The organism is Enterobacter sp. K510, assembly GCF_055804875.1.
In genome coordinates this window covers 514,315-541,078 of the sequence record NZ_JBNRLQ010000002.1, presented here as the reverse complement: position 1 = coordinate 541,078, position 26,764 = coordinate 514,315, and the positions used below count along the sequence as shown (strand labels likewise).

General features: G+C 56.3%; 25 protein-coding genes. 13 read left to right on the top strand and 12 right to left on the bottom strand.

The features are described from left to right. The first annotated feature begins 144 nt into the window (after positions 1-144). The 5 genes from ACQUTD_RS05210 (at position 145) to ACQUTD_RS05190 (ending at position 7,883) form a co-directional block, all read left to right on the top strand. Positions 145-639, top strand: coding sequence for an SH3 domain-containing protein (locus tag ACQUTD_RS05210; protein ID WP_072568710.1), 495 nt, complete (start codon positions 145-147; stop codon positions 637-639). 121 nt (positions 640-760) lie between these two features. Continuing rightward, positions 761-1,717, top strand: a complete 957-nt coding sequence (locus ACQUTD_RS05205) for a hypothetical protein (RefSeq protein WP_072568711.1) — start codon at positions 761-763, stop codon at positions 1,715-1,717. Between the two features lie 31 nt (positions 1,718-1,748). Continuing rightward, positions 1,749-3,107, top strand: a complete 1,359-nt coding sequence (locus ACQUTD_RS05200) for a serine/threonine-protein kinase (RefSeq protein ID WP_321987600.1) — start codon at positions 1,749-1,751, stop codon at positions 3,105-3,107. Between the two features lie 674 nt (positions 3,108-3,781). Next, positions 3,782-5,515 carry an alpha,alpha-trehalase TreA gene (locus ACQUTD_RS05195; RefSeq protein ID WP_473273931.1) on the top strand — a complete coding sequence of 578 codons (1,734 nt, stop codon included), beginning with the start codon at positions 3,782-3,784 and terminating at the stop codon, positions 5,513-5,515. 247 nt (positions 5,516-5,762) lie between these two features. Beyond that, positions 5,763-7,883 (top strand): TonB-dependent siderophore receptor, encoded by a 2,121-nt coding sequence (locus ACQUTD_RS05190; RefSeq protein ID WP_473273930.1) that lies wholly within the window; start codon positions 5,763-5,765, stop codon positions 7,881-7,883. Between the two features lie 85 nt (positions 7,884-7,968). On the opposite strand, the gene ACQUTD_RS05185 is transcribed toward ACQUTD_RS05190, so the two are convergent. Beyond that, complete coding sequence (locus tag ACQUTD_RS05185) at positions 7,969-8,223, bottom strand: GlsB/YeaQ/YmgE family stress response membrane protein (RefSeq protein ID WP_072568716.1); 255 nt, start codon at positions 8,221-8,223, stop codon at positions 7,969-7,971. A 209-nt stretch (positions 8,224-8,432) separates the two neighbouring features. On the opposite strand from ACQUTD_RS05185, the gene ycgR reads away from it, so the two are divergent. Then, positions 8,433-9,164, top strand: a complete 732-nt coding sequence (gene ycgR, locus ACQUTD_RS05180; protein WP_072568717.1) for a flagellar brake protein YcgR — start codon at positions 8,433-8,435, stop codon at positions 9,162-9,164. A gap of 3 nt (positions 9,165-9,167) precedes the next feature. Here the strand turns inward: ycgR and emtA are convergent, their stop codons facing one another. After that, positions 9,168-9,779 carry a membrane-bound lytic murein transglycosylase EmtA gene (gene emtA, locus ACQUTD_RS05175; RefSeq protein WP_072568718.1) on the bottom strand — a complete coding sequence of 204 codons (612 nt, stop codon included), beginning with the start codon at positions 9,777-9,779 and terminating at the stop codon, positions 9,168-9,170. Positions 9,780-9,903: 124 nt separating this feature from the next. Between emtA and ldcA the strand changes: the two genes are divergently transcribed. Next, positions 9,904-10,815, top strand: a complete 912-nt coding sequence (gene ldcA, locus ACQUTD_RS05170; protein WP_473273929.1) for a muramoyltetrapeptide carboxypeptidase — start codon at positions 9,904-9,906, stop codon at positions 10,813-10,815. 127 nt (positions 10,816-10,942) lie between these two features. After that, the gene (locus tag ACQUTD_RS05165) at positions 10,943-12,676 is read left to right on the top strand and encodes a potassium/proton antiporter (RefSeq protein ID WP_072568720.1); all 1,734 of its coding nucleotides are present in this window, start codon (positions 10,943-10,945) and stop codon (positions 12,674-12,676) included. A gap of 15 nt (positions 12,677-12,691) precedes the next feature. On the opposite strand, the gene dadX is transcribed toward ACQUTD_RS05165, so the two are convergent. Together dadX and ACQUTD_RS05155 are read right to left on the bottom strand one after the other, a co-directional pair. Further along, positions 12,692-13,762, bottom strand: coding sequence for a catabolic alanine racemase DadX (dadX, locus tag ACQUTD_RS05160; RefSeq protein ID WP_072568721.1), 1,071 nt, complete (start codon positions 13,760-13,762; stop codon positions 12,692-12,694). A gap of 12 nt (positions 13,763-13,774) precedes the next feature. After that, positions 13,775-15,073, bottom strand: a complete 1,299-nt coding sequence (locus tag ACQUTD_RS05155; RefSeq protein ID WP_072568722.1) for a D-amino acid dehydrogenase — start codon at positions 15,071-15,073, stop codon at positions 13,775-13,777. A gap of 319 nt (positions 15,074-15,392) precedes the next feature. Between ACQUTD_RS05155 and ACQUTD_RS05150 the strand changes: the two genes are divergently transcribed. After that, positions 15,393-16,925: a SpoVR family protein gene (locus ACQUTD_RS05150; RefSeq protein ID WP_072568723.1), complete on the top strand. Its 1,533-nt coding sequence runs from the start codon at positions 15,393-15,395 to the stop codon at positions 16,923-16,925. A gap of 34 nt (positions 16,926-16,959) precedes the next feature. Here ACQUTD_RS05150 and fadR read toward each other — a convergent pair whose 3' ends face one another. Continuing rightward, entirely contained in the window at positions 16,960-17,679 is a 720-nt protein-coding gene (gene fadR, locus ACQUTD_RS05145) for a fatty acid metabolism transcriptional regulator FadR (protein ID WP_072568724.1), read from the bottom strand. 287 nt (positions 17,680-17,966) lie between these two features. Here fadR and dsbB point away from each other — a divergent pair, with 287 nt between their 5' ends. After that, positions 17,967-18,497: a disulfide bond formation protein DsbB gene (dsbB, locus tag ACQUTD_RS05140; RefSeq protein ID WP_473273928.1), complete on the top strand. Its 531-nt coding sequence runs from the start codon at positions 17,967-17,969 to the stop codon at positions 18,495-18,497. 202 nt (positions 18,498-18,699) lie between these two features. Here the strand turns inward: dsbB and ACQUTD_RS05135 are convergent, their stop codons facing one another. The 4 genes from ACQUTD_RS05135 to ACQUTD_RS05120 all read right to left on the bottom strand — a co-directional run bounded on the left by ACQUTD_RS05135 (position 18,700) and on the right by ACQUTD_RS05120 (position 21,020). Then, the gene (locus ACQUTD_RS05135) at positions 18,700-19,041 is read right to left on the bottom strand and encodes a hypothetical protein (RefSeq protein ID WP_318363720.1); all 342 of its coding nucleotides are present in this window, start codon (positions 19,039-19,041) and stop codon (positions 18,700-18,702) included. Positions 19,042-19,506: 465 nt separating this feature from the next. Further along, entirely contained in the window at positions 19,507-19,953 is a 447-nt protein-coding gene (locus ACQUTD_RS05130) for a YcgN family cysteine cluster protein (protein WP_318363721.1), read from the bottom strand. A 94-nt stretch (positions 19,954-20,047) separates the two neighbouring features. Continuing rightward, complete coding sequence (locus tag ACQUTD_RS05125; protein ID WP_473273927.1) at positions 20,048-20,707, bottom strand: fumarylacetoacetate hydrolase family protein; 660 nt, start codon at positions 20,705-20,707, stop codon at positions 20,048-20,050. 37 nt (positions 20,708-20,744) lie between these two features. Continuing rightward, the gene (locus ACQUTD_RS05120; RefSeq protein WP_072568730.1) at positions 20,745-21,020 is read right to left on the bottom strand and encodes a YcgL domain-containing protein; all 276 of its coding nucleotides are present in this window, start codon (positions 21,018-21,020) and stop codon (positions 20,745-20,747) included. Between the two features lie 122 nt (positions 21,021-21,142). On the opposite strand from ACQUTD_RS05120, the gene minC reads away from it, so the two are divergent. From minC to minE, 3 genes are read left to right on the top strand one after another with little or no spacing between them, the layout of a single operon-like run. Continuing rightward, positions 21,143-21,844, top strand: a complete 702-nt coding sequence (minC, locus tag ACQUTD_RS05115) for a septum site-determining protein MinC (RefSeq protein WP_072568731.1) — start codon at positions 21,143-21,145, stop codon at positions 21,842-21,844. A gap of 23 nt (positions 21,845-21,867) precedes the next feature. Then, complete coding sequence (gene minD / locus ACQUTD_RS05110; RefSeq protein WP_072568732.1) at positions 21,868-22,680, top strand: septum site-determining protein MinD; 813 nt, start codon at positions 21,868-21,870, stop codon at positions 22,678-22,680. Between the two features lie 3 nt (positions 22,681-22,683). Continuing rightward, complete coding sequence (gene minE / locus ACQUTD_RS05105; RefSeq protein WP_072568733.1) at positions 22,684-22,950, top strand: cell division topological specificity factor MinE; 267 nt, start codon at positions 22,684-22,686, stop codon at positions 22,948-22,950. Between the two features lie 108 nt (positions 22,951-23,058). Here the strand turns inward: minE and rnd are convergent, their stop codons facing one another. From rnd to ACQUTD_RS05090, 3 genes are all read right to left on the bottom strand, one after another. Next, the gene (gene rnd, locus ACQUTD_RS05100) at positions 23,059-24,186 is read right to left on the bottom strand and encodes a ribonuclease D (RefSeq protein WP_473273956.1); all 1,128 of its coding nucleotides are present in this window, start codon (positions 24,184-24,186) and stop codon (positions 23,059-23,061) included. 69 nt (positions 24,187-24,255) lie between these two features. Further along, a complete protein-coding gene (gene fadD, locus ACQUTD_RS05095) occupies positions 24,256-25,941 on the bottom strand; it encodes a long-chain-fatty-acid--CoA ligase FadD (RefSeq protein WP_473273926.1) in 1,686 nt (561 codons plus the stop codon). A gap of 204 nt (positions 25,942-26,145) precedes the next feature. After that, the gene (locus ACQUTD_RS05090) at positions 26,146-26,727 is read right to left on the bottom strand and encodes a Slp/YeaY family lipoprotein (protein WP_473273925.1); all 582 of its coding nucleotides are present in this window, start codon (positions 26,725-26,727) and stop codon (positions 26,146-26,148) included. Between the last annotated feature and the right edge of the window lie 37 nt (positions 26,728-26,764).

Here is a 26,764-nt window from a genome sequence, read left to right as displayed (position 1 = left end):
CAGTCAATGTAAAATCATAAAGATGATGCTAATCCATGTTAATTGCTTTACCGTTTTGCGTTGGCAGATTTGCCGGTGCACCGGTTATCCAGGCAGCATGGCATATTTCACGTCGGGTTCAACTTTATTGCAGGGAAAGTTACGATGAATTTGCGAAGCTTGTTACTCCTTTTAGTGGTCAGCACCGTCGTGGGGTGTAAAGCGCCGCCGCCGAAAATCACCGACGATACCATCGTGACCAGTCAGGTAAATGGTGTAACGCTGACCCACCGTCATATTGTGGTCCCGCCTAAAGAATTTAACCCGGTTAACGATGAATACCGGGCGATGTACCCCGGCTCCATCCTCAGCAAGCCCGATTTCAGCGGCAAGGTGCTGGGCGAGCTGAAAACCGGCGAAACCTATATGGTGTTAGGTTTTGTTGAACAATCCTGGCTTGCCATCAGCACCACGGATAACCCTCAGTTGCTGGGCTACGTGCCGCAGCGCGCCATGGTGGTCAGCGAGCGTTACGAGCAGGCGCTGAAAAGCGACCGTCCGCGTCCGAAACGCGCGGCGAAAAAATCCACCTGCGTGGCCGTGGACGACAGCAGCAAAGCCTGTCAGAAAGGCGACAGCGGTACCTGGATCATCGACTGAATTCACAACGGGGAGCAGATGCAACGTCGCTCCCCCTTCTCATAAGATAATTCTGAACTAAAATACGTATCCAGGGTGATGAAGTCGCAACTTCATTTTTCACAGGCTAACAAGGATTTTTATGAAACTCTGGCTCTCCGGTCTGGCATTGCTTCTGGCAACCACTACCGCGTCAGCTGGGAATTATCGCATCGTGCAATCCCCTTCGCAGAAGCTGGATGTCTGGATAGACGATATAAAGGATAACTCCCCGCAAAGCTGGTGCGCCGCTGAACTCCCGCTGCGTATTACCACGATGGGCGATAAAAACCCGTTCATTCTCAGTAACTTTATGCCACGCCTTGGCAAACTGCTGTTGAGTCAGTGCAGCACCCTGACGCAGATTAGCTGGCAGCTGGTGGATCCGCAGGATCACGTGCTGGCGACCGGCACCGCCAGTAAAGAGAGTGACTGGGCGCTGGATATCGCGCCGCAAACGCTGGAGCCGGAAGGCGCACCGGCGCAGGCCACCCTCTCCGCCCCGGCCGATCGCACGCCCTGGCTGGAATTCACCCTGCAGGATGGCTGCCATCTGCGCACCTTCTGGCGCGGCGATGCCAATGCCTCGGCGCTGTTTATTCCGGCCAAAGCGCAGGATCAGTGTGAGAAAGGCGGCTGGCTGAACGGCCGCAGCGAGATGGTGCAAAGCGGCGTCAATGGCGATAAGCGCATGATGATGACCTTTGTGCACGGTTTCCCGGTCAGCGGATTAAGCAGCGCGGTGAATGCCGATACGCTCCTTATCACCAGCGTCAATAATGAACGCATGGTGGTCAGCAACGAGCAGGCCCCGCAGAGCTGGATGATTTTGCCTTACAGCCCGGAGATTAACGGCTGGAAAAGTAACGGCACGGTGGCCGTCGAAGTGTCCCGTGAACTGGCGCTGGACGAAGCGCGATTACAGACGCGCCTGAATGCGGTACGCAAGGTCTGGTCGCAATGGCTGGAGCCGGGCACACCGCTGACGTTGCTGTTAATCGATAATTTGCATCCGCAACTTCGCGACCCGGCCGCCGGTTCGTGGCGCACGCAAAAATGATCACGTCCGTCTGGAACAGAGAAGCCGCATAATGACAACCAGCGATTACACTCCAGCGATAGCCGACGCTCTGCCGCCGGGCTATCGTTTTGACGAATTTGAGATACAGGACGTTTTGCAGACCACGCCGTGCGAGATTGTCTATCGTGCGTGGGATCATCAGCTGGAACGCGCCGTTATCATTCGCGAATATATGCCGCGCGCGATGGTGGTGCGCAGCGATGACATGCACCTCGGGCTACGCAGCCAGCAGGATCATCCGGCATACAGCGCAGGTCTTACCGCCTTTATTCAGGACGCCCGCCGCCTGGCGAAGTTTAACTATCCGGAACTGGTACAGGTGCTGCGCTTCTGGACGGAAAATGACACGGCCTACACGGTGACGCGCTATTACAGCGGCATCACCCTGGCGGAGCTGCATCAGCAACAGCCGGACGTGCTGGACGAAGAGTGGGTGCGTCGTATCCTGCCAATGCTGTGCGGCGCGCTGGCGGCGCTGCATGCGGAAGGCGTGATCCATCGCGATTTATCGCCGAAAAGCATTCAGATCCAGGACAACGGCGTGCCGCTGCTGCTGACCTTTGGCGTCTCCCGTCCGCAGGGCGACGAGGTGCGCGATCTCAATACCACCATGCTGCATGCGGGCTATGCGCCGCTGGAGCAGTACAGCAGCGATCTGGAAAATCAGATCGGACCCTGGACTGATATTTACGCACTCGGCGCGGTGCTCTATACGCTGATCACAGGCGTTGCGCCCCCTGCCAGCGTGACGCGCAGCATTCAGGATAACTGTATTCGTCTGACGGAAAATCCACCGGCAGGCTGGTCACCGGCGCTGTTACGGGCCGTGGATCAGGCGCTGGCGCTGAAACCCGAAGCCCGTCCGCAGTCTATTGAAGCCTTTGCGGCGCTGGCGGAGATCAATACTCATCGCAGCACGGAAATTGGCGGGCTGAAAAAAACCGGCACGATGCTGGTGCCGGTAGAAGAAGCCGCGGCGGCAAAACCGCTGTGGGCGCGCGTTAAATCGCCATTGCAAATCGCCGCAGGCGTGCTGGTCGGGGTGATCGTCGGGGCCTTATTGTTCCGCGGCGAGCCTGCGGAGGTTCCTGATGCGCCACCAACCGCGACGGCCACCCCAACGGCCACGCCGGTGACGCCAACGCCTGCGGGCGGGCTTATCGCGCGGGTGTATATCCGCATGAGCGATGCGGATCATCTGCTGGTAAACGGCAAGCCGCAGAAGGCGGTGGCCGCGTCGAGCGGGTTCGCGTTTATTCAGCTGCCGGCCGGGAAGTATGATATTACGCTGCAAAGCGGCAGCCAGACGCATACGCAGTCGCTGGCGATTGCCACGCCGGGTACCTGGCTGATTAATCCGCAGGGGTGATTCGTTTCGTGGTAAATTGCGCTCTTACTGGCTTCTGAGTACGGCTCAGACTCCAGGCGCACAGAGCGCGCAAGGGGCGGCCAGTCGCCGCCGCCCCCTGCACCCCCGGGCTCCCCACACTTCACGATTTCTAAAAAACACCACTCACAGATTCCTGTAAGTTAAAAAAAATTAACGCCACTCAGTCGTCTTATAAAGAATAAAAATAATGACGCGAGGGGTTGAGTCCCCGCTGAAACCGGCGAGCCGTAGGCCGGATGACAAGGGCTGGACGCCATGGATGGCGGCCAGAGGCGAAATGAGGCAGGATGCCGAATCGAGCCGACCGCGGGCAGACGGCCGGGAGGTGAGCGCAGTGCGCAGCACCGGTTTCTTTGCGGGGCCGCGGGGATTGCTAAGGGGGCCGCGGTGGCCCCCTTAGCACGTTCACCGTCAGCGGCGTCACGCCTGACTCAAAACGCAAAGTGAACGGAACATTCCACCAAACCAAACATTCCACAGAACCAAACATCCCTCCAAACCAAACATTCCACAGATCCGCCTATCCCCCACAAAATTTGCCTTCCAATGCGCAAAAAGTTAAATCCACCACGCACCCTGCCCGATATTCGTCTACTGTTTTCTCAAGGTTGATTGCAGCGGTTTCGCTGTTCGCCCCTCAAGGAGAATAATTAATGACCAAACCTTTTATGCGCCGTCCCCACACGCTGTTTTTCGCCATGCAAATCGCGATTGGTGGCGCACTGCTGTCCCTTTCCGCCCCGCTGCTGGCCGATGAAGTCCAGAACAAAGGCCAGCCGCAGTCCCCGGATGTCCTGCTTGGCCCGCTGTTTACCGATGTGCAGACCGCCAAACTCTTCCCTGATCAAAAAACCTTCGCCGATGCGGTGCCGAAAGGCGATCCGCTGATGGTGCTGGCGGATTACCGCATGCAGCGCAACCAGTCTGGCTTCGATCTGCGCCACTTTGTTGACGTGAACTTTATTGTGCCAGGCGAAGGCAAAAAATATGTGCCGCCTGCCGGACAAAGCCTGCGCGAGCATATCGACGGTCTGTGGACCGAGCTGACGCGCACCACCGATACCGCCGGAAAATGGGACTCCCTGCTGCCGCTGCCGAAACCTTATGTCGTGCCGGGCGGACGCTTCCGGGAGGTCTATTACTGGGACAGCTATTTCACCATGCTGGGGCTGGCGGAGAGCGACCACTGGGATAAAGTGCAGGATATGGTCGACAACTTTGCCCATGAACTGGACGCCTGGGGGCATATCCCCAACGGCAACCGCAGCTACTACCTGAGCCGTTCGCAGCCGCCCTTCTTCCCCTTTATGGTTGAGTTGTTAGCCACTCACGAAGGGGATGACGCGCTGAAGCAGTATCTGCCGCAGATGGAAAAAGAGTATCAGTACTGGATGGAAGGCGCAGATGCCCTGCAACCGGGTGAAGCCAGTAAGCGCGTGGTTAAACTTCCGGATGGCTCGCTGCTCAACCGCTACTGGGACGATCGCGACACCCCGCGCCCGGAATCCTGGCTGGCTGACGTGACCACGGCGAAAAACAACCCTAACCGCCCGGCGACGGAAATCTATCGCGATCTGCGCGCGGCAGCGGCATCCGGCTGGGACTTCAGCTCCCGCTGGATGGACGATCCCGAACAGCTCGGCACTATCCGCACCACCAGCATTGTGCCGGTGGATCTGAACGCGCTGATGTACAAAATGGAAAAAATGATCGCCCGCGCCAGCCAGGCGGCCGGCGATACGGGCAAAGCGCAGAAGTTTGAAGCGCTGGCGAATGCGCGCCAGAAAGCGATGGAAGCCAATCTGTGGAATGACAAGGACGGCTGGTACGCTGATTACGATCTGAAAACCAAAAAAGTGCGTAATCAACTGACCGCCGCCGCCCTGTTCCCGCTGTATGTTAACGCGGCGGCGAAAGATCGCGCGGATAAAGTGGCCGCAGCGACCGAGGCCCGGCTGATCAAGCCAGGCGGCCTGACCACCACCACGGTAAACAGCGGTCAGCAGTGGGATGCGCCGAACGGCTGGGCGCCGTTGCAGTGGGTCGCCACCGCCGGTCTGAAAAACTACGACCACGAGAAGGCGGCGATGGATGTCACCTGGCGCTTCCTGAAAAACGTCCAGCATACTTACGACAGCAAGCAAAAACTGGTGGAGAAGTATGACGTCAGCAGCACCGGCACCGGTGGCGGCGGCGGTGAATACCCGCTACAGGACGGCTTTGGCTGGACCAACGGCGTGACGCTGATGATGCTGGATCTGGTCTGTCCGAAAACGCAGCCGTGCGATAACGTACCGGAGACGCAGCCCGCTGTGCAATCCACCGCGCAACCGGCTGCCGCGCAGTCATCTGCCCCTGCCCCGACGGCTGAAAAAGTCGCACAATAAGCGGTTCGCCTGCTACCAGATTTGGTAGCAGGTTTTAGTGTGCGAAATCAACACATTGCCCGGCGGCGCAGGCTTGCCGGGCCTACAGCAATCTCCTCACTCTCCCCTCGGTTAATCCCACACTCATTTTCCGTTGTATTCTTTAACGTTAACGATAATAATTCGCATTCCTTTTACATTTGTTAATACAAATTTCCCGTTTGTGGCGGAGGCTTGTTCCGCGCACAACGGTACTCAGGATCCCGGAATGACCACGACATTATCCCTGAAACGTTCGTCCCTGCTGTGCGCTCTTGCGCTGGCGCTTCCTCATGCGGTGCTCGCGGAAGACACCGTGGTGGTTACCGCCACCGCGCCTCAGTCAGCCATTGCGCCGACCGAAGGCTATACCGTGCAAAGCACCCGCGGCGCGACCAAGACCGATGAACCGCTGATCACTACCGGTCAGTCGGTGTCCGTCGTTACCCGCCAGCAGATGGAAGATCAGGGCGTGGCGACGGTGTCCCAGGCGCTGGCCTATACGCCGGGGGTTTATTCCAGCTTCGGCGGCGGCGCTACCCGCTTCGATACCGTTTCCCTGCGCGGCTTCCACGGCGGCGACGTGGATAACCTGTTCCTCGACGGGATGCGTCTGATGAGCGACGGCGGTAGCCACAGTGTATTGCAGGTGGATCCGTGGTTTATCGAACGTGTTGACGTGGTGAAAGGCCCGTCATCGGCGCTGTACGGTCAGAGCGTGCCGGGCGGGCTGGTGAATCTCACCTCCAAACGCCCGCAGTTCAAACAGGAAGGCCATTTCCGTCTCAGCGGCGGTACCCATAACACCAAAGGCGGCGCCTTCGATTACACCGACGCGATCAACGAGCAACTGGCGTTCCGCATTATCGGGATGACGCGCAGCAGCGATACCCAGTATGACAACACCCGCGAAGAGCGCTACGCCATCTCCCCGTCGCTGTTGTGGCAGCCGGATTCGGATACCAGCCTGCTGTTGCGCGCTTATCTGCAAAAAGATCCGACCGGCGGCTATCACGGCTCCCTGCCTCTCGACGGCACGCGCTTTGCCCACAATGGCCGCAAGCTCGACACCGGTACGAATGAAGGCGAAAGCGAAGACGGCTACCGTCGTCGTGAGCAGATCTACAGCCTGGAGTTCGATCACCAGTTCAACGACATCTGGTCAGTACACTCCAGCGGCAGCTATACCCATGCCAACGTGTCACTGGATCAGGTGTATCAGACCGGCTGGATCGACGGCGGCGATACGCTGTCCCGCGGCTATAGCGGCAACCGAGGCTCACTGGATGCGTGGTCCACCGATAACCGCGTACAGGCGGATTTCAATACCGGCGAGGTGGCGCATACGCTGATCCTCGGCGGCGAATACCATCGCTATCGCAACGATCTGTGGACAGGCGCGGGCAGCGCTTCGCCGCTCAACCCGTACACCGGTTATACCGCGCAGCATGGCCACGTTGTGACCTACAGCGATGACAACAACCGCCGCTATTACCAGACCGGCATCTATTTGCAGGATGAGATGGTGTGGGATCGCTGGCATATGGATCTCTCGGGCCGCTATGACCGCATCGTCTCTGAGCAGGTGAGCGACAGCAATGCCACCTCGAATCGTCGCCAGGATGACCATATCAGCGGCAGAGCGTCACTGCTGTATGCCTTTGAAAACGGCCTGTCCCCCTACATGAGCTACAGCCAGGCGATCACCCCGGCCTCGCTGCCAGGCGCGGACGGTACGCTGCTGAAACCGACCACCGCCGAGCAGTATGAAGCGGGTCTGAAATTCCAGCCGCCGGGCACCTTGGATATGTACAGCATTGCCCTTTACGACCTGACGCAGAAAGACGTCGCCACCCGCGATATTAATATCGCCACGGCGACCTATCTGCCTGCCGGGAAAGTGCATTCCCAGGGCGTGGAAATCGAAGCCCGTAACCAGTTAACGCCACGCCTGAGCACTATTGCGGGCTATACCTGGAATCGCCTGAAGTATCAGGATTCGCTCGATGGTAACAACGGTAATACGCCGCAGCTGACGCCGGACCAGATGGCCTCCTTCTGGGCAAACTATAAGTTTGATTATGGCCTGAGCGTCGGCGCGGGCGTGCGTTACATCGGCAAGCAGTGGGCGGATGATGCCAACTCATCGCGCCTGCCGTCGGCTACGGTGTTTGATGCTTCGGTGCGTGCGGATCTGGGCGAGTGGTCAGCGCCGCTGAAAGGGGCGTTCGTGCAGGTGAATGCCAATAACCTCGGGGATCGTGAATACGTGGCGGGATGCTACGGAACGAATAACTGCTATTACGCGGCGGAGCGCAGCGTGGTGGCGACCGTGGGATATGATTTCTAATCTGTAGTACTGGAAATAACAAAGGGGCGGCTTCTGGCCGCCCCTTTCGCGCTTAAGAACGCGATTTATCGCATCTCAGAATTCGTTAGCCCCGACGCAGCAAACGGAACAGCGCCAGTACCACAATCGCACCTACCACCGCGACCAGGAAGCTGTGCAGATCAAAACCTGTCACGTCGCCGCCAAAGCCGAACATCGTCGCCAGCCAGCCGCCGACCACGGCACCCACCACCCCAAGAATACAGGTCAGAATGAAACCACCGCCATCACGTCCTGGCATGATTAATTTAGCGATAACACCGGCAATAAGACCAAAAATGATCCACGCAATAATGCCCATTTTGCATTTCCTCTTTTTGTTGTGACTTGATATTGCAAGATTGATTTCCTGCCCACGACGCTAAGTATAGGCAACCACAGCAAAAGGGTTAGTTGTCACAGACTTAATTCAGTTTAATCGCAAAAAATATTTGCTCGTTTGTATTAAGTTTCCCGCCGCCATGCCGATATATTCCCGACAGGCGATACGCTATTAAGGAGCCATCCGGCGTGAGTAATTATAGTGAGCAGTTTCTGAAGCAGACCCCACTGGCCGTACTGGGGGTATTGCGCGATCTGCAAAAAGGCCAGGTGCCACTGCGCATCTCATGGGCCAGCGGTCAGTTCATCAGTAAGATCCTCGACGTCACGCCGGAAGGGCTGGTGATGGACTACGGCAGCCAGGAATACGATAACAAAGCCGTTCAGCGTGCCGAAAATATCGCCATCACGGCGGAAACCCGTGGCGCGAAAGTTGAATTTACGCTGCCCCGTTTACAGAGCGGACAGTACCAGGCATTGCCAGCCTTTACCACGCCACTGCCTGCTGAACTCTGGTTTATCCAGCGCCGGGAATATTTCCGCATTTCCGCCCCGCTCTATCCGGCCTATTACTGCAAAGCCAGAATGCCGGATAAATCCATGCTGCGTTTCCGTTTGTTTGATTTGTCCCTTGGCGGCATGGGCGCATTGCTGGAAGGTAACGCGCCGGAAGCGCTGAAGGAAGGTCTGCGCTTTACGCAGATTGAACTGGATATGGCGGGATGGGGTCAGTTCTATTTCGATGCCCAGTTACTGTCGATCAGCGAGCGCACCGTGGTGGACGGCAAAAACGAAACCGTCACCACGCCGCGCCTGAGCTTCCGCTTTCTGAACGTGAATCCGGCAGTTGAGCGCGAGCTCCAGCGCATTATTTTCTCGCTGGAGCGCGAAGCGCATCAACGGGCGAACAACGTTCGCTAGGCGTTACATGGCATCCATCGCCTGCTGGACTTTCCAGATATAGCGGGGTGCCTGGGGTGCAGGGTGATTGTCGGCCACATGGTCGACAAACTCATCCGGGCTGAGCGAGTTGATCTCTTTGATGGCCTTTTTACGATCCGATGAGAAGGTGCGCAACAGCGCCCCCGCCCCGTTCACATAAGACACCACCAGCGCGTATTGCATCACTTCCGGATCTTCGATCCCTGCCAGCACGCCGTGTTCCAGTATGCTCAGGTAAGCGGTCCCCATTGAGATATTACGCTCCGGGTTTTTCAGCTCGCTGGTGGAAGGCTGCCCCTTCCAGCCCATATGCCGGTACACTTCACGTCCGGCGGTGGAGGCTTTCAGCTGCATCAGGCCAACCGCGTTGGATTTGCTGACCAACGTCGGATTACCGCCGGATTCCACGGCGATGATCGCGGTGATAAGCCGTGGGCTGACGCCCCATGCTGCTCCCGCTTTCTCGGTGATCGGCATCCACTGCATGGCGCGTTTTACCGGCACTTCCGGGTTCCATGGTGGATTTTTATAGTCCTGTTTTGAACTGCATCCCGCCAGTAACACAATCAAAAAAGCAAACCATCTTAATTTCACGCCAACGATCCTTATACCGGTATGTAATGTTCAGTCGCCCGCCGGCCAGCAGATGCCGCTTGAAGTGTGACGGGCGTAAGCGGCATGATAAACGTTTCACCTTATATGTCAGCAAGGAATTGCCATGTCAGTGTTTCATTTGATTGCGCCTTCGGGCTACTGCATCAATCAGCAGGCAGCCGCCCGCGGGGTCGCGCGTCTGGAGGCCGCCGGTCATGAGGTACGTAATCGCGAGGTGATCGCCCGTCGCTGGCAGCGCTTCGCCGGGAGCGATGCCGAGCGTCTGGCGGATCTCAACGGACTTGCCCGGCTGGCCGGTAAAAACACTATCGTGATGCCGGTACGCGGCGGCTACGGGGCCAGTCGTCTGCTGGCGTCGGTGGACTGGCACGGGCTTGCGCAGCGCCAGCGGCAGGATCCGCTGCTGATTTGCGGGCACAGCGATTTCACCGCTTTTCAGATGGGACTGCTTAAGCACGGCGTGATGAGCTTCAGCGGGCCGATGCTGGCGGGCAACGTCGGCGCGGAAACTGTGGACGCTTTCACCGAACGCCACTTCTGGCTGGCACTGCGCAACGAAACCTTCACAGTGGAATGGCACGGCGACGGCCAGCCCTGCCAGGCACAGGGCACGCTGTGGGGCGGAAATCTGGCGATGCTGGTGTCGCTTATCGGCACGCCCTGGCTGCCTGTTATCGACAATGGCATTCTGGTGCTGGAAGACATTAACGAGCATCCTTTCCGCGTGGAGCGCATGCTGTTGCAGCTGCACCATGCCGGTATTTTATCCCGCCAGCGGGCGGTGATCCTCGGCAGCTTCAGCGGCAGCGCCCCCAACGATTACGACGCGGGTTACACGCTTGAGGCGATGATCGACTATATGCGCACGCAAATTCCTGTCCCGTTAATCGCCGGGCTGGCCTTCGGCCATGAGCCGCAAACCGTCACCCTGCCCCTTGGCGCGCAGGCGACGCTGGAACACGATGGCAGCCATACCGGGTTAACCCTGACAGGGCATTCTGTGCTGCATGCGTAAAAAAACCATTCATCGCACTTATCAAATCTGACCTCCTGCCGTTAATATAAAGAAGCGTATTGAGATGCACGGTCACCGATCGTGCATGTTGTCTGGCAGTAACGGTGTTTTAAGGAGTAATTCGACATTGGAAGCAGAGGCGATAATCGGTCTTTTTATCCTGGGTTCTGTTCTTGTAACCTGTAGCATCTTATTAAGTTCTTTCTCCTCTCGTCTCGGTATTCCTATCCTGGTCATTTTTCTTGCCATCGGCATGCTTGCCGGGGTGGATGGTGTTGGCGGTATCCCTTTCGATAACTATCCCTTTGCCTATATGGTGAGTAACCTGGCGCTGGCGGTGATCCTGCTGGATGGCGGGATGCGCACCCAGGCCAGTTCGTTTCGTGTGGCGCTGGGTCCGGCGCTGTCGCTGGCGACGGTGGGCGTGCTGATCACCTCCGGCCTGACCGGGATGATGGCGGCCTGGCTGTTTCATCTCGACATAATGGAAGGCCTGCTGGTGGGCGCGATTGTCGGCTCAACGGACGCCGCAGCGGTGTTCTCCCTGCTTGGCGGCAAAGGGCTTAACGAGCGTGTGGGCTCGACGCTGGAGATCGAATCAGGCAGCAACGATCCGATGGCGGTCTTTCTGACCATTACCTTAATTGAGATGATCCAGCAGCATGAAAGCGGGCTGAGCTGGATGTTTGCAGTGCACATTATTCAGCAGTTTGGTCTGGGTATCGTGCTCGGGCTGGCCGGGGGTTATCTGCTCCAGCAGATGATCAACCGTATCGCGCTGCCCGCCGGGCTCTACCCGCTGCTGGCGTTAAGCGGCGGCATTATGGTGTTTGCTATCACCACGGCGCTGGAAGGCAGCGGGATCCTGGCGGTCTATCTGTGCGGCTTTTTACTGGGCAACCGCCCGCTGCGCAACCGCTACAGCATCCAGCAAAACTTTGACGGACTGGCGTGGCTGGCGCAAATCGCCATGTTCCTGGTGCTCGGCCTGCTGGTGACGCCATCGGATCTGCTGCCGATCGCCATTCCGGCGCTGATCCTTTCGGCATGGATGATTTTCTTCGCCCGTCCGCTGTCGGTCTTTGCCGGGCTGCTGCCGTTCCGCGGCTTTAACCTGCGTGAGCGGGTGTTTATCAGCTGGGTGGGTCTGCGCGGCGCGGTGCCGATCATTCTGGCGGTCTTCCCGATGATGGCCGGGCTGGACAATGCGCGGCTGTTCTTCAACATCGCCTTCTTCGTGGTGCTGATTTCGCTGCTTTTCCAGGGCACTTCCCTCGGCTGGGCAGCGAAAAAAGCAAAAGTGGTGGTGCCGCCGGTTGGCTGGCCGGAATCCCGCGTCGGGCTGGATATTCATCCGGAAAACCCCTGGGAGCAGTTTATTTATCAGCTCAGCGATGACAAATGGTGTGTCGGCGCGGCGCTGCGCGATTTACACATGCCCGCGGAAACGCGCATTGCCGCGCTGTTCCGTGATAACGCCCTGCTGCACCCCACCGGCAGCACCCGGCTGCGTGAAGGGGATGTGCTGTGCGTGATTGGCCGCGAGAAAGATCTTCCGGCGCTCGGCAAGCTGTTCAGCCATTCGCCGCCGGTGGCGCTGGATCAGCGCTTCTTCGGCGACTTCATCCTTGAAGCCAGCGCGAAATTTGCAGATGTGGCGCTGATCTACGGCATTGATGTGGGCGCGGATTACCGTGACAAGCAGCAGACGCTGGGGGAAATCATTCAGAAACTGCTGGGCGCGGCGCCGGTCGTCGGCGACCAGGTGGAATTTGCCGGTATGATCTGGACGGTAGCCGAGAAGGAAGATAATGCCGTGCGTAAGGTCGGGGTGCGCCCGATGGAAGACGAGGCGGAATAACCGCCCCGTTAAAAGTTACACCGTCACGACAGGCACGCGCGGGGCTAAGGCGCACATCAGTTCATAGCCCACCGTGCCTGCGGCAGCAGCCACATCATCAATTTTGATCTCCTGCCCCCACAGCTCCACCGGCGTACCTATTCCCGCCTGCGGACAGGGAGTGAGATCCACCGCCAGCATGTCCATGGACACCGTGCCTACCGTACGGGTGCGCACGCCGTCCACCAGCACCGGCGTGCCGTCCGGCGCGACGCGCGGATAACCGTCGGCATAACCACAGGCCACGATGCCGATACGCTGCTCGCCCCGTGCCTGATAACGCTGGCCGTAACCCACACGATCGCCCGCCTTTAACGTCTGAATGCCGATGATCTGGCTGCTCAGGGTCATTACCGGTTTCAGGCCGCTGGTCGCCACATCCTGCCACTGACCGGACGGCGACGCGCCGTAAAGTATGATACCCGGTCTGACCCAGTCGAAATGCGCCGCCGGATGCCAGAGCGTGGCCGCCGAGTTGGACAGCGAACGCGGGCAGTCCAGCCCTTCTGCCGCCTGTTCGATTTTTACCATCGCCTCATCAATGCCATCCGGCCGTTCCGCGACGGCGAAATGCGACATCAGCGTCATATCGCCGACGTTGCTCATCGCCCGTAGCTGCTGCCAGACCGTATGGATCCGCTCCGGCTGAAAGCCGAGGCGGTTCATACCGCTGTTCACCTTGAGATAAATATCCAGCGGCGCTTGCAAACGTGCATTTTGCAGCGCTTTCAGTTGCCAGTTGCTGTGCACGCTGGTGGTCAGGCGATACTGATCGAACAGCGCCAGTTCATCGGCGTGAAAGAACCCCTCCAGCATCAGGATCGGCCCTTTCCAGCCGCGTTCGCGCAGCGCAATGGCCTCCTCCAGATTAAGCATCGCAAAGCCATCGGTGCTGCTGAGCGCATTCCAGACCCGCTCAATCCCGTGACCATAGGCGTTGGCTTTCACCACCGACCAGACGCGGGACACCGGCGCGGCCAGCCGGACGACCTGCAGGTTGTGCCGCAGCGCCTGAGTGTCGATGGTGGCCAGTACAGGACGAGACATGACTGCTCCTTTTTAGTTTTGCACACCGTGCAGGTGTTGCGCGCGGGCCGGGGTAAAACCGGGCTGGTAGCGCGCCACGCTCAGATCCTCGAACGGAATGGCCGGGGTACGGCCGGAGAGTAAATCGCTTAACAACTGCCCGGAACCGCAGGCCATGGTCCAGCCCAGGGTGCCGTGACCCGTGTTAAGCCACAGGTTTTTAAACGGCGTGCGCCCCACCAGCGGCGTACCGTCCGGCGTCATCGGCCGCAGCCCGGTCCAGAAGGTTGCCTGCTCCACATGGCCGCCGCGCGGGAAGAGATCGCGCACCACCATCTCCAGGGTTTCGCGCCGCGGCTGTAACAGTTCGGTGTTAAAGCCGACAATTTCCGCCATCCCGCCGACGCGAATGCGCTGGTCAAAACGGGTGATGGCGATTTTGTAGCTTTCATCCAGTATGGTCGAAACCGGCGCGCCGTCATCTTCGGCCACCGGAATGGTGAGTGAATAGCCTTTGAGAGGATAAACCGGAATATCGACAATATTTTTCAGCATCGCCGTGGAGTAAGAGCCAAAAGCCATCACATAAGCGTCGGCTTTGATTACCTCATCGCCGCACTTCACGCCATAGATTTTTTCGCCTTCATACAGCAGTTGCTCCACCGGCGTGTTATAGCGGAACACCACGCCCGCCTGTTCCGCCATCGCCGCCAGACGTTGGGTAAATAGCTGGCAGTCGCCGGTTTCATCGTTCGGCAGGCGCAGGCCGCCGGTCAGTTTGTGTGCCACTTCCGCCAGCGCCGGTTCGACTTCGGCAAGGCGGGAAGATTCCAGCAGCTGATACGGAACGCCTGCGTCTTCCAGCACCGCGATATCGCGGGTGGCATTTTCATATTGCTGCGCGGTGCGGAACAGTTGCAGCGTGCCGCCCTGCCGCCCTTCGTACTGGATGCCGGTGCTGTCGCGCAGGGCTTTCAGGCAGTCGCGGCTGTACTCCGCCAGACGCACCATGCGGCCTTTGTTTTCCATGTAGTGACGGGTGTCGCAGTTGCGCAGCATTTGCCACATCCATTTCAGCTGTGACGGGGAACCATCAAGGCTGATGGCCAGCGGCGCATGCCGCTCAAACATCCATTTAATGGCCTTCAGCGGCACGCCGGGCGCGGCCCAGGGGGCGGCGTAACCGGGGGAGATCTGTCCGGCATTGGCGGCGCTGGTTTGCAGCGCCGGGCCCGGCTCCCGTTCGATCACCGTGACCTCATGTCCGGCCTGATTCAGATACCAGGCGCTGGTGACGCCTACTACGCCACTTCCCAGTACAACAATGCGCATAACCACTCCCTTTGAGAAAGAACAATGTTCTGATTACAAATTGATAACCCAGATGAAAATGTTATTCAACATATGGCTTTTTTATGGTGACTTACCTCACATCTTCGCCTACGCTGCCTGTGATGGCGGATTTAGGATCTCCTGCTGACCGGCGATTTTAGTCAGCATTTAATGCTGCAAACAGGCGCTTTTACCCCGTCACCACAAGGTGAAATGGCGAAGAAAAAAATTTACCGGGCAGACCCTTTGTGACACCTTGATCTATGCTTGAAATGAGGCTCTCCATACAGAGAGATCCGCCAACAATGAGGGCGCGCTAATGGCTACGATTGATTCCATGAATAAGGATACGACACGTCTCAGCGATGGACCTGACTGGACGTTTGAGCTGCTCGATACCTATCTTGCTGAAATTGACCGCGTGGCAAAGCTCTACCGTCTGGATACCTATCCGCACCAGATTGAGGTGATCACCTCTGAGCAGATGATGGATGCCTATTCCAGCGTCGGGATGCCGATCAATTATCCTCACTGGTCTTTCGGTAAGAAGTTTATCGAGACAGAACGGCTCTACAAACATGGCCAGCAGGGGCTGGCGTATGAAATCGTTATCAACTCAAGCCCCTGTATTGCTTATCTGATGGAAGAGAACACCATCACCATGCAGGCGCTGGTGATGGCGCATGCCTGTTACGGACATAACTCTTTCTTTAAAAATAACTATCTTTTCCGCAGCTGGACCGATGCCAGCTCCATTGTCGACTATCTGATCTTCGCCAGGAAATACATAACCGACTGCGAGGAGCGCTATGGCGTGGACGAGGTGGAAAAACTGCTCGACTCCTGCCATGCCCTGATGAATTACGGCGTTGACCGCTATAAACGTCCGCAGAAAATTTCTTTGCAGGAAGAGAAAGCCCGTCAGAAAAGCCGTGAGGAGTATCTGCAAAGCCAGGTGAATACCCTGTGGCGCACACTGCCGAAACGCGAAGAGGTGGAAACCGTGGCGCAAGCGCGCCGCTATCCGTCCGAACCGCAGGAAAATCTGCTCTATTTTATGGAAAAAAATGCCCCGCTGCTGGAGTCCTGGCAGCGCGAAATCCTGCGTATTGTGCGTAAGGTTAGCCAGTATTTTTATCCGCAAAAACAAACCCAGGTAATGAACGAAGGTTGGGCCACGTTCTGGCATTACACCATCCTCAATCACCTGTATGACGAGGGTAAAGTCACCGAACGTTTCATGCTGGAGTTTTTGCACAGCCACACCAATGTTGTATTCCAGCCGCCCTATAACAGCCCCTGGTACAGCGGTATTAACCCTTATGCGCTGGGCTTCGCCATGTTCCAGGATATTAAACGCATTTGTCAGTCGCCCACTGAAGAAGATCGCTACTGGTTCCCGGATATTGCCGGATCGGACTGGCTGGAAACGCTGCATTTCGCCATGCGCGATTTTAAGGACGAGAGTTTTATCAGCCAGTTCCTGTCGCCAAAGGTGATGCGCGATTTCCGTCTGTTCAGCGTGCTGGATGACGATCGTAATAATTATCTGGAAATTTCGGCTATTCATAACGAAGACGGTTACCGGGAGCTACGCGCCAGGCTTTCGGCTCAGTACAACCTGAGCAATCTGGAGCCAAATATTCAGGTCTGGAACGTGGATCTGCGCGGGGATCGTTCGCTGACTCTGCGTTATATTCCGCATAATCGCGCGCCGCTGGATAAGGGCCGTCGGGAAGTGTTAAAGCATGTGCATCGTCTGTGGGGTTTTGACGTCGCGCTGGAGCAGCAAAATGAGGATGGCAGCGTAGAGCTGTTGGATCGTTGCCCGCCACGGCCAAACAATCTTTAAAACAAAAAGCCCTCTCCGGTGAGAGGGCTTTTTCTTAGCGTCCGTGCATTGAAATGCCGCCGGGCAGCGTCTTTTGCATGCGGTGCCAGATTTCGCCGCTCTCACGACCGTAACGACGCACGGTGTCGTATACCTGATCAAGCTCCCCCCGCTCACACACCTGCGCCAGCTGGTGATAAAAGCCGAGCGCCAGGCTGCGCGCTTCCGGATTCGCAAAGTAATGACGGCCAATACGCGTATATAAACCTTTCATGCCGTTGATGATCAGGCCATAAATCGGGTTACCTGATGCAAACGCCAGGCCGCGGAAAATGTTGTAATCCAGCTCGGCAAAGGCATCAGCGTGATCTTCAATAGCACTGGCGGTGGCCAGCACCTTCAGCGCATCTTCCGGGTGCTGGCGGAAGGCGGTACGGATAAAAATGGTGGCGATGTTGGTGCGCACGGAAAGCAGGTTATCGATCAGCTGAGGAACGCTTTCGTGATCGAGGCGTGCCAGCGTTTCAAGAATATTCAGCCCGGACGTTTCCCAGAAATTATTTACTCTGGTGGGTTTGCCGTGCTGAATGGTCAGCCAGCCATCGCGGGCCAGACGCTGTAACACTTCACGCAGGGTTGTGCGAGTGACACCAATCAGTTCAGAAAGCTCACGCTCGGCTGGCAGGATGGTTCCAGGGGCGAAGCGGTTATTCCAGATACTTTCGATGATGTATTCTTCAGCGAAACCCGCCGGGCTTTGCGCCTTAATGACCATAGTGAGATTTCCATTACACAGCTTAACAAAGAGACTCATCATACCAGAGCGATACAGGCGCAGATAGCGCCAGGCATGAAGAAAAAGGGATCGGGACTTCATTTTTAAGATTTTGTCAGACGCATTTTTCTGGTGAATAAAACCAGCAAACTGACTTAAGGGACAGGCTTATCCTGGCGACGATTCAGGTAAAATAATCCATTACTTATTATTTTTATTGTGGCTAGTGGCGCGGGAAGTGAATTCGTTTACACTGCGTTGTCCACGCTTGTCTTAGGGAAATGATTATGTTGCGATTTTTGAACAAGTGCTCACACGGACGCGGTGCCTGGCTGTTAATGGCCCTCACCGCGCTGGCGCTTGAAATGGTGGCGCTGTGGTTCCAGCATGTGATGCTGCTTAAACCCTGCGTACTTTGTATTTATGAACGAAGCGCGCTGTTTGGCGTGATGGGCGCGGGGCTTGTGGGAGCCATCGCCCCTAAAACGCCGCTGCGCTTTGTGGCGATGGCGATCTGGTTGTACAGCGCCTTTCGGGGGATCCAGCTGGCCTGGGAACATACTGACATTATGTTGCACCCGAATCCGTTTGCGACCTGTGATTTTGCCGCCCGCTTCCCGAGCTGGCTGCCGCTGGATAAGTGGCTGCCGCAGGTGTTTGTGGCGTCCGGTGACTGTGCGGAACGTCAGTGGTCGTTCCTGTCGCTGGAAATGCCGCAGTGGTTGCTGGGCATTTTTATCGCCTACTTCGCGGTTGCAGTGCTGGTGGTGATTGCCCAGGGGTTTAAACCGAAAAAACGCGATCTGTTCGGGCGGTAATCATTCAGCCCGGCGTTACTGAAATCCGGAAATACATGGTGTTTCCGGATTTTTTTGTGGGCTTATCCCCTGCTTGAGAGAGTAAACAACAGGCTCGAATGGATTAAGCGTTTGTTATAGTGGTATCCAGCGGCTTTGTGATTTCAGGACGACTATGAGTGTTGGTTGGTGCCCATGACGACTCAGAGATTTAACCTGATAATCATTTAAGCGGATATTTTTCCCGGTATTTCTCAATTACGTTTGGTTTGCAGGATTCGACATACTTTGGATCAGCATCGATTTTCTCAATTCCTGGATGATCCTTAACTACTTCTCTATAGGCTTCCAGTACATCTTCATTGAAAGGAGTGGGATCAGTCGCATTTAATATCCCTTTTTTAATTTCAAAATCTGACTTAGCAGCATCTGCTCTGAATTTAGCGCTGCAAATTAGTTCAGCTTGATACGACAACGCGTCATCAGACAAAGGGGTTTTAGTTTCGGCTGCATAAGCTGTAAAGCTGAGAGCAACTGTACATAAAGCAACTACAGTCTTTTTCATTATTGCTTCCCTATGAGTTATGTCACGATATCTTTTATCACAAAGTGATGAAACAACCGAGAGTCCCCACCCTACCAAAGTTAAGTATCGTCACGCAGCTTATGAGTGAAATCAGACGCCACAGGCCTGAAGCGCATGTTCTGTGTATTCAGCCGAATATGCGAATGGGTTAGTAGCACAGGATAAAAACTCCTGCGCGCGAGTTAGGCAAAATGAGCACAAATAAATGTACATTTATGTTGGTGATGCAATGAGCAGGTATCTGGTACTGGAAAGCTTATATTTCAAAGTGGCGGTTTAATACAAAAGATCACTCAACGCTGTATCACCGCACAGATGGTTTACAAGGTTAGGTAAAAAAGAGGGCCGACCAGATGAGCATTCTGAACGCGAATTTTAACGCTGATGCCCCACCCATGCCCCTGGAATCTTCGCTGTAAGGTAAAACCCTTTCAAATCACCGCATCAATCCGCCCACTCCGGCTTATTCAAAATATGATCCTGCCAGTCATTCACTTCTGACTCTTTAACCGCAATGTGACGCACGGAGATGCGTTCGGCGTGCATCGCGGCTTTGGAGCCGGTGCGCAGCGGGTGCCAGACCGGCAGGTTCTTCCCTTCGGCGAGGAGTCGATAGGCGCAGCTTGGCGGCAGCCATTCGAAGGTCGGCAGATTATCACGGGTCAGCTTGATGCAGTCCGGTTCAAATTCGAAACGGCGCTCATAGTTGCGGCACTGACAGGTTTTGATATTCAGCTGACGACAGGCGACATTGGTGAAATAGATTTCATCCGTGTCTTCGTCCATCAGTTTATGCAGGCAGCATTGCCCGCAGCCATCACACAGCGATTCCCACTCGGCGTCGGTCATCTGCTCAAGTGTTTTGCTTTGCCAGAAAGGAGTGTCAGTCATAAGCGGATCCGCCAGTAGAAAATCAAGCTGCACCTTATAACCAGTCAGGCTCGTTGATGCAAGCTTTGCCGCCCTTGCGGACGGCATTTCGCATTTAAAGTACGCGGGTATTAATGGTTAACCCGTTGAGGCTCACTTCCAGCGTATCGCCGCTGTGCAGCGGGCCGACGCCTTCCGGCGTGCCGGTGAGGATAATATCCCCGGCGCGTAAGGTGAAATACCGGCTCATGTAGGCGATGAGCGGCACGATTTTGTGGATCATGTCAGCCGTCGTCCCCTGCTGGCGTACTTCACCGTTTACTTTCAGGCTAAGCGGGGTGTTTTGCGGATCGCCCTGGAATTCTGCCGCCGGGATAAAACCGGAAATCGGGCAGGAATTATCAAAGCCTTTCGCTTTTTCCCACGGCTGCCCCGCTTTCTTCATCTGCCCCTGAATATCACGCAATGTCAGATCGAGCGCCACGCCGTACCCGGCGATCGCCTGTTCGACATGCGCTTCGCTCGCCTGACGCAGCGTGGCGCCAATCAGCACTGCCAGTTCAACTTCATGATGCACCGATCCCAGTCCCTGCGGCAGCGCCAGCGGCTGGCGCAGATCGCAGAGCGCGGTTTCCGGTTTGATAAACAACACCGGCTCCGTCGGGGTGGCGCTGCCCATCTCCTGGATGTGCTTTGCGTAATTGCTGCCGACGCAGACAACTTTACTGACCGGCATTTCCAGCAGTGCGCCCTGCCAGTGATGATGTTGATACATGAGTTCCCCCTGAGTAACACCCTGAACGCGTAAGAAATTAACCTTTTCCGTTGCTCGCCAGATGTTGTTTCAGCAAATCTTCCGGCGGCGGTGGCAACTGCAAATAATAGCCCTGCGTCTTCAGCGCCTCTTTCACTTTTTCCAGATCGGCGTTGACCAGTTTTTTACGCCCGTCGAGGGGTAAGAGCATCGCCAGTTGCGGTTTACCGAAGCCCTGCATCAGGGCTTCAGGCACGCGGGAAAAATCGTCTTTTTTTTCAACGTAAAGGTAGGTCTGTTCACGCCGTGGGCTTTTGTAGATCACACAAAACATTCTTTTGCTCTTATTTGTCGGGAGGTCACTTGCCTCAATATAATCCTGACTATAACATGCCTTCTGGTCTTCGGAATATTACCCGCTGTACGGGTGATAATAGCAAATTGAGTAAGGTCAGGATGTCAAACACGCCCATCGAGCTAAAAGGCAGTAGCTTCACCTTATCAGTGGTTCATTTGCATGATGCAAAGCCCGAGGTTATTCGTCAGGCGTTGAAAGACAAAATCGCTCAGGCTCCCGCGTTTTTACAACATGCGCCGGTTGTGATTAACGTCGCTGATGTGGAAGGCAATATTTCCTGGGCCACGCTGCAAAAGGTGATCGCCAGTACCGGTTTGCGCGTGGTGGGGATCAGCGGCTGCAAAGATGCCGCCCTGAAAGCCGAAATCGAACAAGCAGGCCTGCCGTTACTGACGGAAGGCAAGGAGCAGGCGGTACGTCAGGCCCCTGCCCCCGTTGCAGTGGTGGAAGAACCTGCTGTTGCGCCCCACACCATTTCACGGTTGATAGATACGCCGGTGCGTTCCGGGCAACGTATTTATGCACCTAACTCTGATTTGATTGTTACCAGTCATGTCAGCGCAGGTGCAGAACTGATTGCCGATGGCAATATTCATATCTACGGCATGATGCGTGGACGCGCGCTGGCAGGTGCCAGCGGCGATCGTGAGGCACAAATTTTCTGTACCCATCTCACCGCGGAACTGGTTTCTATCGCGGGGGAATACTGGCTGAGCGAGAACATCCCGGCCGAATTTTATGGCAAAGCGGCGCGTCTGTTGATTGCAGATAACGCTTTGACTGTTCAACCATTGAACTAAGCCCTTTTTAACAAGGAACTCCTATGGCACGCATTATTGTTGTTACTTCGGGTAAAGGGGGCGTCGGCAAGACCACCTCCAGCGCGGCCATCGCGACAGGTTTAGCCCAGAAGGGAAAGAAAACCGTCGTTATCGATTTTGATATCGGCCTGCGTAACCTTGATCTGATCATGGGTTGCGAACGCCGCGTTGTATACGATTTCGTTAACGTTATTCAGGGCGATGCGACGTTAAATCAGGCACTTATTAAAGATAAGCGTACTGAAAACCTGTTCATCCTGCCGGCATCGCAGACGCGTGATAAAGACGCGCTGACCCGCGAAGGCGTGGAAAAAGTGCTCGACGATCTGCAGAAAATGGACTTCGATTTTATCGTCTGTGATTCACCGGCAGGTATCGAAACCGGCGCGCTGATGGCGCTTTATTTCGCCGATGAAGCCATCATCACCACTAACCCGGAAGTCTCTTCCGTGCGCGACTCTGACCGTATTCTGGGCATTCTGGCGTCTAAATCTCGCCGTGCGGAACAGGGCAAGGAGCCAATCAAGGAGCATTTGTTACTGACCCGCTACAATCCAGGCCGCGTCAGCAAAGGCGATATGCTGAGCATGGAAGACGTGCTGGAAATTCTGCGTATCAAGCTGGTTGGTGTGATCCCGGAAGACCAGTCGGTGCTGCGCGCCTCCAACCAGGGCGAGCCGGTGATCCTGGATGCCGCGTCAGACGCGGGCAAGGCCTATGCAGATACGGTGGAACGTCTGTTGGGAGAAGATCGTCCTTTCCGCTTCATAGAAGAAGAGAAGAAAGGTTTCCTCAAACGCCTGTTCGGAGGATAAATTATGGCTTTACTCGACTTTTTTCTCTCACGAAAGAAAAGTACCGCCAACATCGCGAAAGAACGTTTACAGATTATCGTTGCCGAGCGTCGCCGTAGCGATGCTGAACCTCACTACTTACCGCAGTTGAGAAAGGACATTCTCGAAGTCATTTGCCGCTATGTGCAGATCGATCCGGAAATGGTCTCGGTGCAACTGGAACAGCGTGATGGCGATATTTCTATTCTGGAGCTGAACGTCACGCTACCGGAAACAGAAGACAGTAAATAAATCTCTCTTACTGGTTAAAATATCAGAGATAAAAAAAGGCAGCCTCAACGCTGCCTTTTTATTTACCTGCCAAAAAACCCTGTAATTAATTACAGGGGTAATGAAAGATCACCGCGGATATTCTTTTAGCAGCACGTTAAGTTTTGGTGCCATTAAATCGCCGCGCCAGCCGGAAATTAATTCAGGCTGCACGCTTTGCGGTTTTAACTGCCAGTGCCAGTTGAGCAACTGATTAATCTGGCGACGGGAAGCCAGCAGTTCGGCGCTGACGCCGCTTTCCGTACTGACCTCCTGTACCAGCGCTTTGATGGCTTTAAACGCCTTGCGGTAGCCCGGCATATCCACCAGATTCACCAGCGGCTCAGGAAGCGCCTCCTCCGGCAATTCCTGCGCTTTCGCCACCAGCGCCAGCAGAGTTTTGCCATGGAAGCGGATCTCGCTGCCTGACAAGCCTATGCTGTCCAGCTCGCCCATGCTGCCCGGCATGTAACGCGCCACGGCCCACAGGTGTTCTTCACGTACCACAAAGTTCACCGCCAGATCGCGCTCACGCGCTTTACGCAGACGCCAGTCCGCCAGCAGACGCAGACAGGCCAGTTGACGGGTGCGCAGCTGCCAGGCGTTGCTGATGTCGCGCCATGCCTCCTCAGGGGCCAGCACTTCCTGGCGGCGCTGCTGCATCAGGCGGCATTCGTCCAGCGCGGCGGGCAGCCAGCCTGCGGTTTCGGCTTCCGCCATCAGTTTGTGGGCGATGGGTAACAGGTACCAGACGTCTGCCGCCGCATAAATGCACTGACGCTCCGTTAACGGACGCGCCAGCCAGTCGGTGCGGGATTCGCTTTTATCCAGCGCCGTGCCGGTGTACTCCTCCACCATCGCGGCAAAGCCCCATGACATCGGGCGTCCGCTGAATGCAGCGAGGATCTGCGTGTCGATCAGCGGTTCCGGCAGTTCGCCAAAGACGTTGAGGAACACTTCCAGATCTTCGCTACCCGCATGCAGGAATTTGATGATGCTGCGATCCTGTAACAGCGCGCGGAACGGCGTCCAGTCGGTGATGGTCAGCGGATCGATCAGCGATACCTGCTCGCCGTCAAACACCTGGATCAGGCCAAGCTGCGGATAGTAGGTACGGGTACGGACAAATTCGGTATCAAGGGCGATAGCGGGAAACGCGCGCGCGGCGTCGCTCATGGCGGCCAGCGCGTCGTTGGTGGTGATCATCTGGTAATTCAAATCGGGTTCTCTCAGGTTTGCGCCCATAAAAAACGCCGGCTAACCGGCGTCGGGCGACTTACTCAAAGCTCAGACTTTATTGTCCACTTTGGCGCGGGCTTCGTCACGCAATTCTCGTCGCAAAATCTTGCCAACGTTGGATTTCGGCAGTTCATCGCGGAATTCCACCAATTTTGGCACTTTGTAGCCGGTAAGCTGACGACGGCAGAAGGTTATCAGCGCCTCACCGGTGAGCGCCGGATCTTTCCTGACCACAAAGAGTTTGACCGTTTCACCGCTGTTGCCGGAGGGTACTCCCACCGCCGCCACTTCCAGCACGCCGGGATGCTGCATGACCACGTCTTCAATTTCGTTAGGGTAAACGTTGAAGCCGGAGACCAGGATCATATCTTTTTTACGATCGACAATACGCAGGAAGCCTTCGTCGTCCATCACCGCAATGTCGCCAGTGAGTAACCAGCCGTCTTTGAGGATCTGATCGGTATCGGCAGGACGCTGCCAGTAACCAAGCATCACCTGCGGGCCTTTAATGCACAGCTCGCCAGGCTGACCGTGCTCGACTTCGTTGCCTTCATCGTCGATCAGTTTGGCTTCGGTGGACGGCACCGGCAGACCAATGCTGCCGCTGTGATAATCAATGTCGTGCGGGTTGACGCTCACCAGCGGCGAGCACTCGGTCAGCCCGTAGCCTTCCAGCAGGTATTGTCCGGTCAGCCTCACCCAGCGCTCGGCCACCGCCTGTTGTACCGGCATGCCGCCGCCCGCGGAGAGATGCAGCGAGGAGAAGTCCAGCTGCTGGAACTCTTTGTTGTTGAGCAGCGCGTTAAACAGCGTATTGACGCCGGTCATCGCGGTGAAGGGATATTTCGCCAGCTCTTTCACCAGCCCCGGAATATCGCGCGGGTTGGTGATCAGCAGGTTCTGGCCGCCCAGCTCGATAAACAGCAGGCAGTTCATGGTCAGCGCAAAGATGTGGTACAGCGGCAGCGCCGTTACGACCAGCTCTTTACCGCGATGCAGCAGCGGGCCGTAGGTGGCATTCACCTGTTCGAGGTTGGCGAGCATATTGCGGTGCGTCAGCATCGCGCCTTTCGCCACGCCGGTGGTGCCGCCGGTGTACTGTAAAAACGCCAGATCGTCAGTCACTACTTCCGGCTTGATGTACTGCATCCGGTAGCCGTTGTGCAGCGCCTGACGAAACGAAATCGCATCCGGCAGGTGATATTTCGGCACCAGCTTTTTGATGTATTTGACCACGAAGTTCACCAGCGTGCCCTTCGCCGGGGAGAGCTGATCGCCCATACGCGTCAGGATCACGTGCTGAACCTGGGTTTTTTCCACCACTTTTTCCAGCGTGTGGGCAAAGTTGGAGACGATCACAATCGCCGCCGCGCCGCTGTCATTAAGCTGATGCTCCAGCTCGCGCGGGGTGTACAGCGGGTTAACGTTCACCACCACCATACCGGCGCGCAGAATGCCGAACAGCGCCACCGGATATTGCAGCAGGTTAGGCATCATCAGCGCCACCCGATCGCCCTTCTTCAGCCCCAGCCCCTGCTGGAGATAGGCGGCAAACGCCCGGCTGCGCTCTTCGAGTTTGCGGAAGGTCATCACCTCCCCCATATTCACGAAGGCGGGCTGATCGGCATAACGCGCCGTGGAGTGTTCAAACAGCTCTACCAGTGACTGGTAGCGGTCGGGGTTGATCTCTGCTGGCACATCGGCGGGATAACGGTTAAGCCAAACCTTCTTCAATGCATCACCTCTGAAATGAGTATTTGTCGTCATCGCAACCCCGGATAATAAACAAGTCGTTAACATTATATTAACTCAGCGTACCAGTTTAATAATTAAACGGATTTAAGGTTGCGAAGCGCGTCACTATTTATTTTTCTTATGATCCTGAAAACGCAGAAACAGCGGACCGGCCGCTGTTTCTTTTGTTGCATTAACAGGAGTTTACTCGGTTACTATGGTCTGAACCTGCGCCGGGCCTGGATTGTACCAGCCGCCATAACCGTAGCGCCACGGGTGAGGCCCCGGTCCCCAGAACCACGGGTCGATGGGCTGCGGCGGCATCATCACCTGCTGGGTAATACGCCAGCGTTTATAGCCGTTCGCCTGCATCACCATGTATTTATATGGCGTGTCGCCGACTTTGCCTTCGGCGGTGCCGGTAATCGGCCCGACAACGGTGACCAGCTGACCGCGGAAGTCGACCGGATCGAGGAAGCCGCTGACATCGGCATAAATACGTCCGCGGGACGGCTCGCCCAGCACCGGACGGGCAGCGCTGTCCAGCGGCACGGCGGCGATCTCAAGGCGGGTTTTGCCCTGCTCGTTTTTCACGTCGATCACTTTGCCGCCAAAACGCGCTTCCTGGCCCACATAGAGCTGCGGCGCGTTCATCACCCGCACCAGATCCTGCTGCGGCGTCGGGCTGGTGCCCTTAATGGCATCCGGTACGCTGACGCAACCGCTCAGGGCGATGGCCACCAGCGCGGCGACAGCGCCGCGTACAACTCGTTTATTCAGTGCCATGTTGCGACTCCCGTTATGAACATCCTGTATCTAAGAT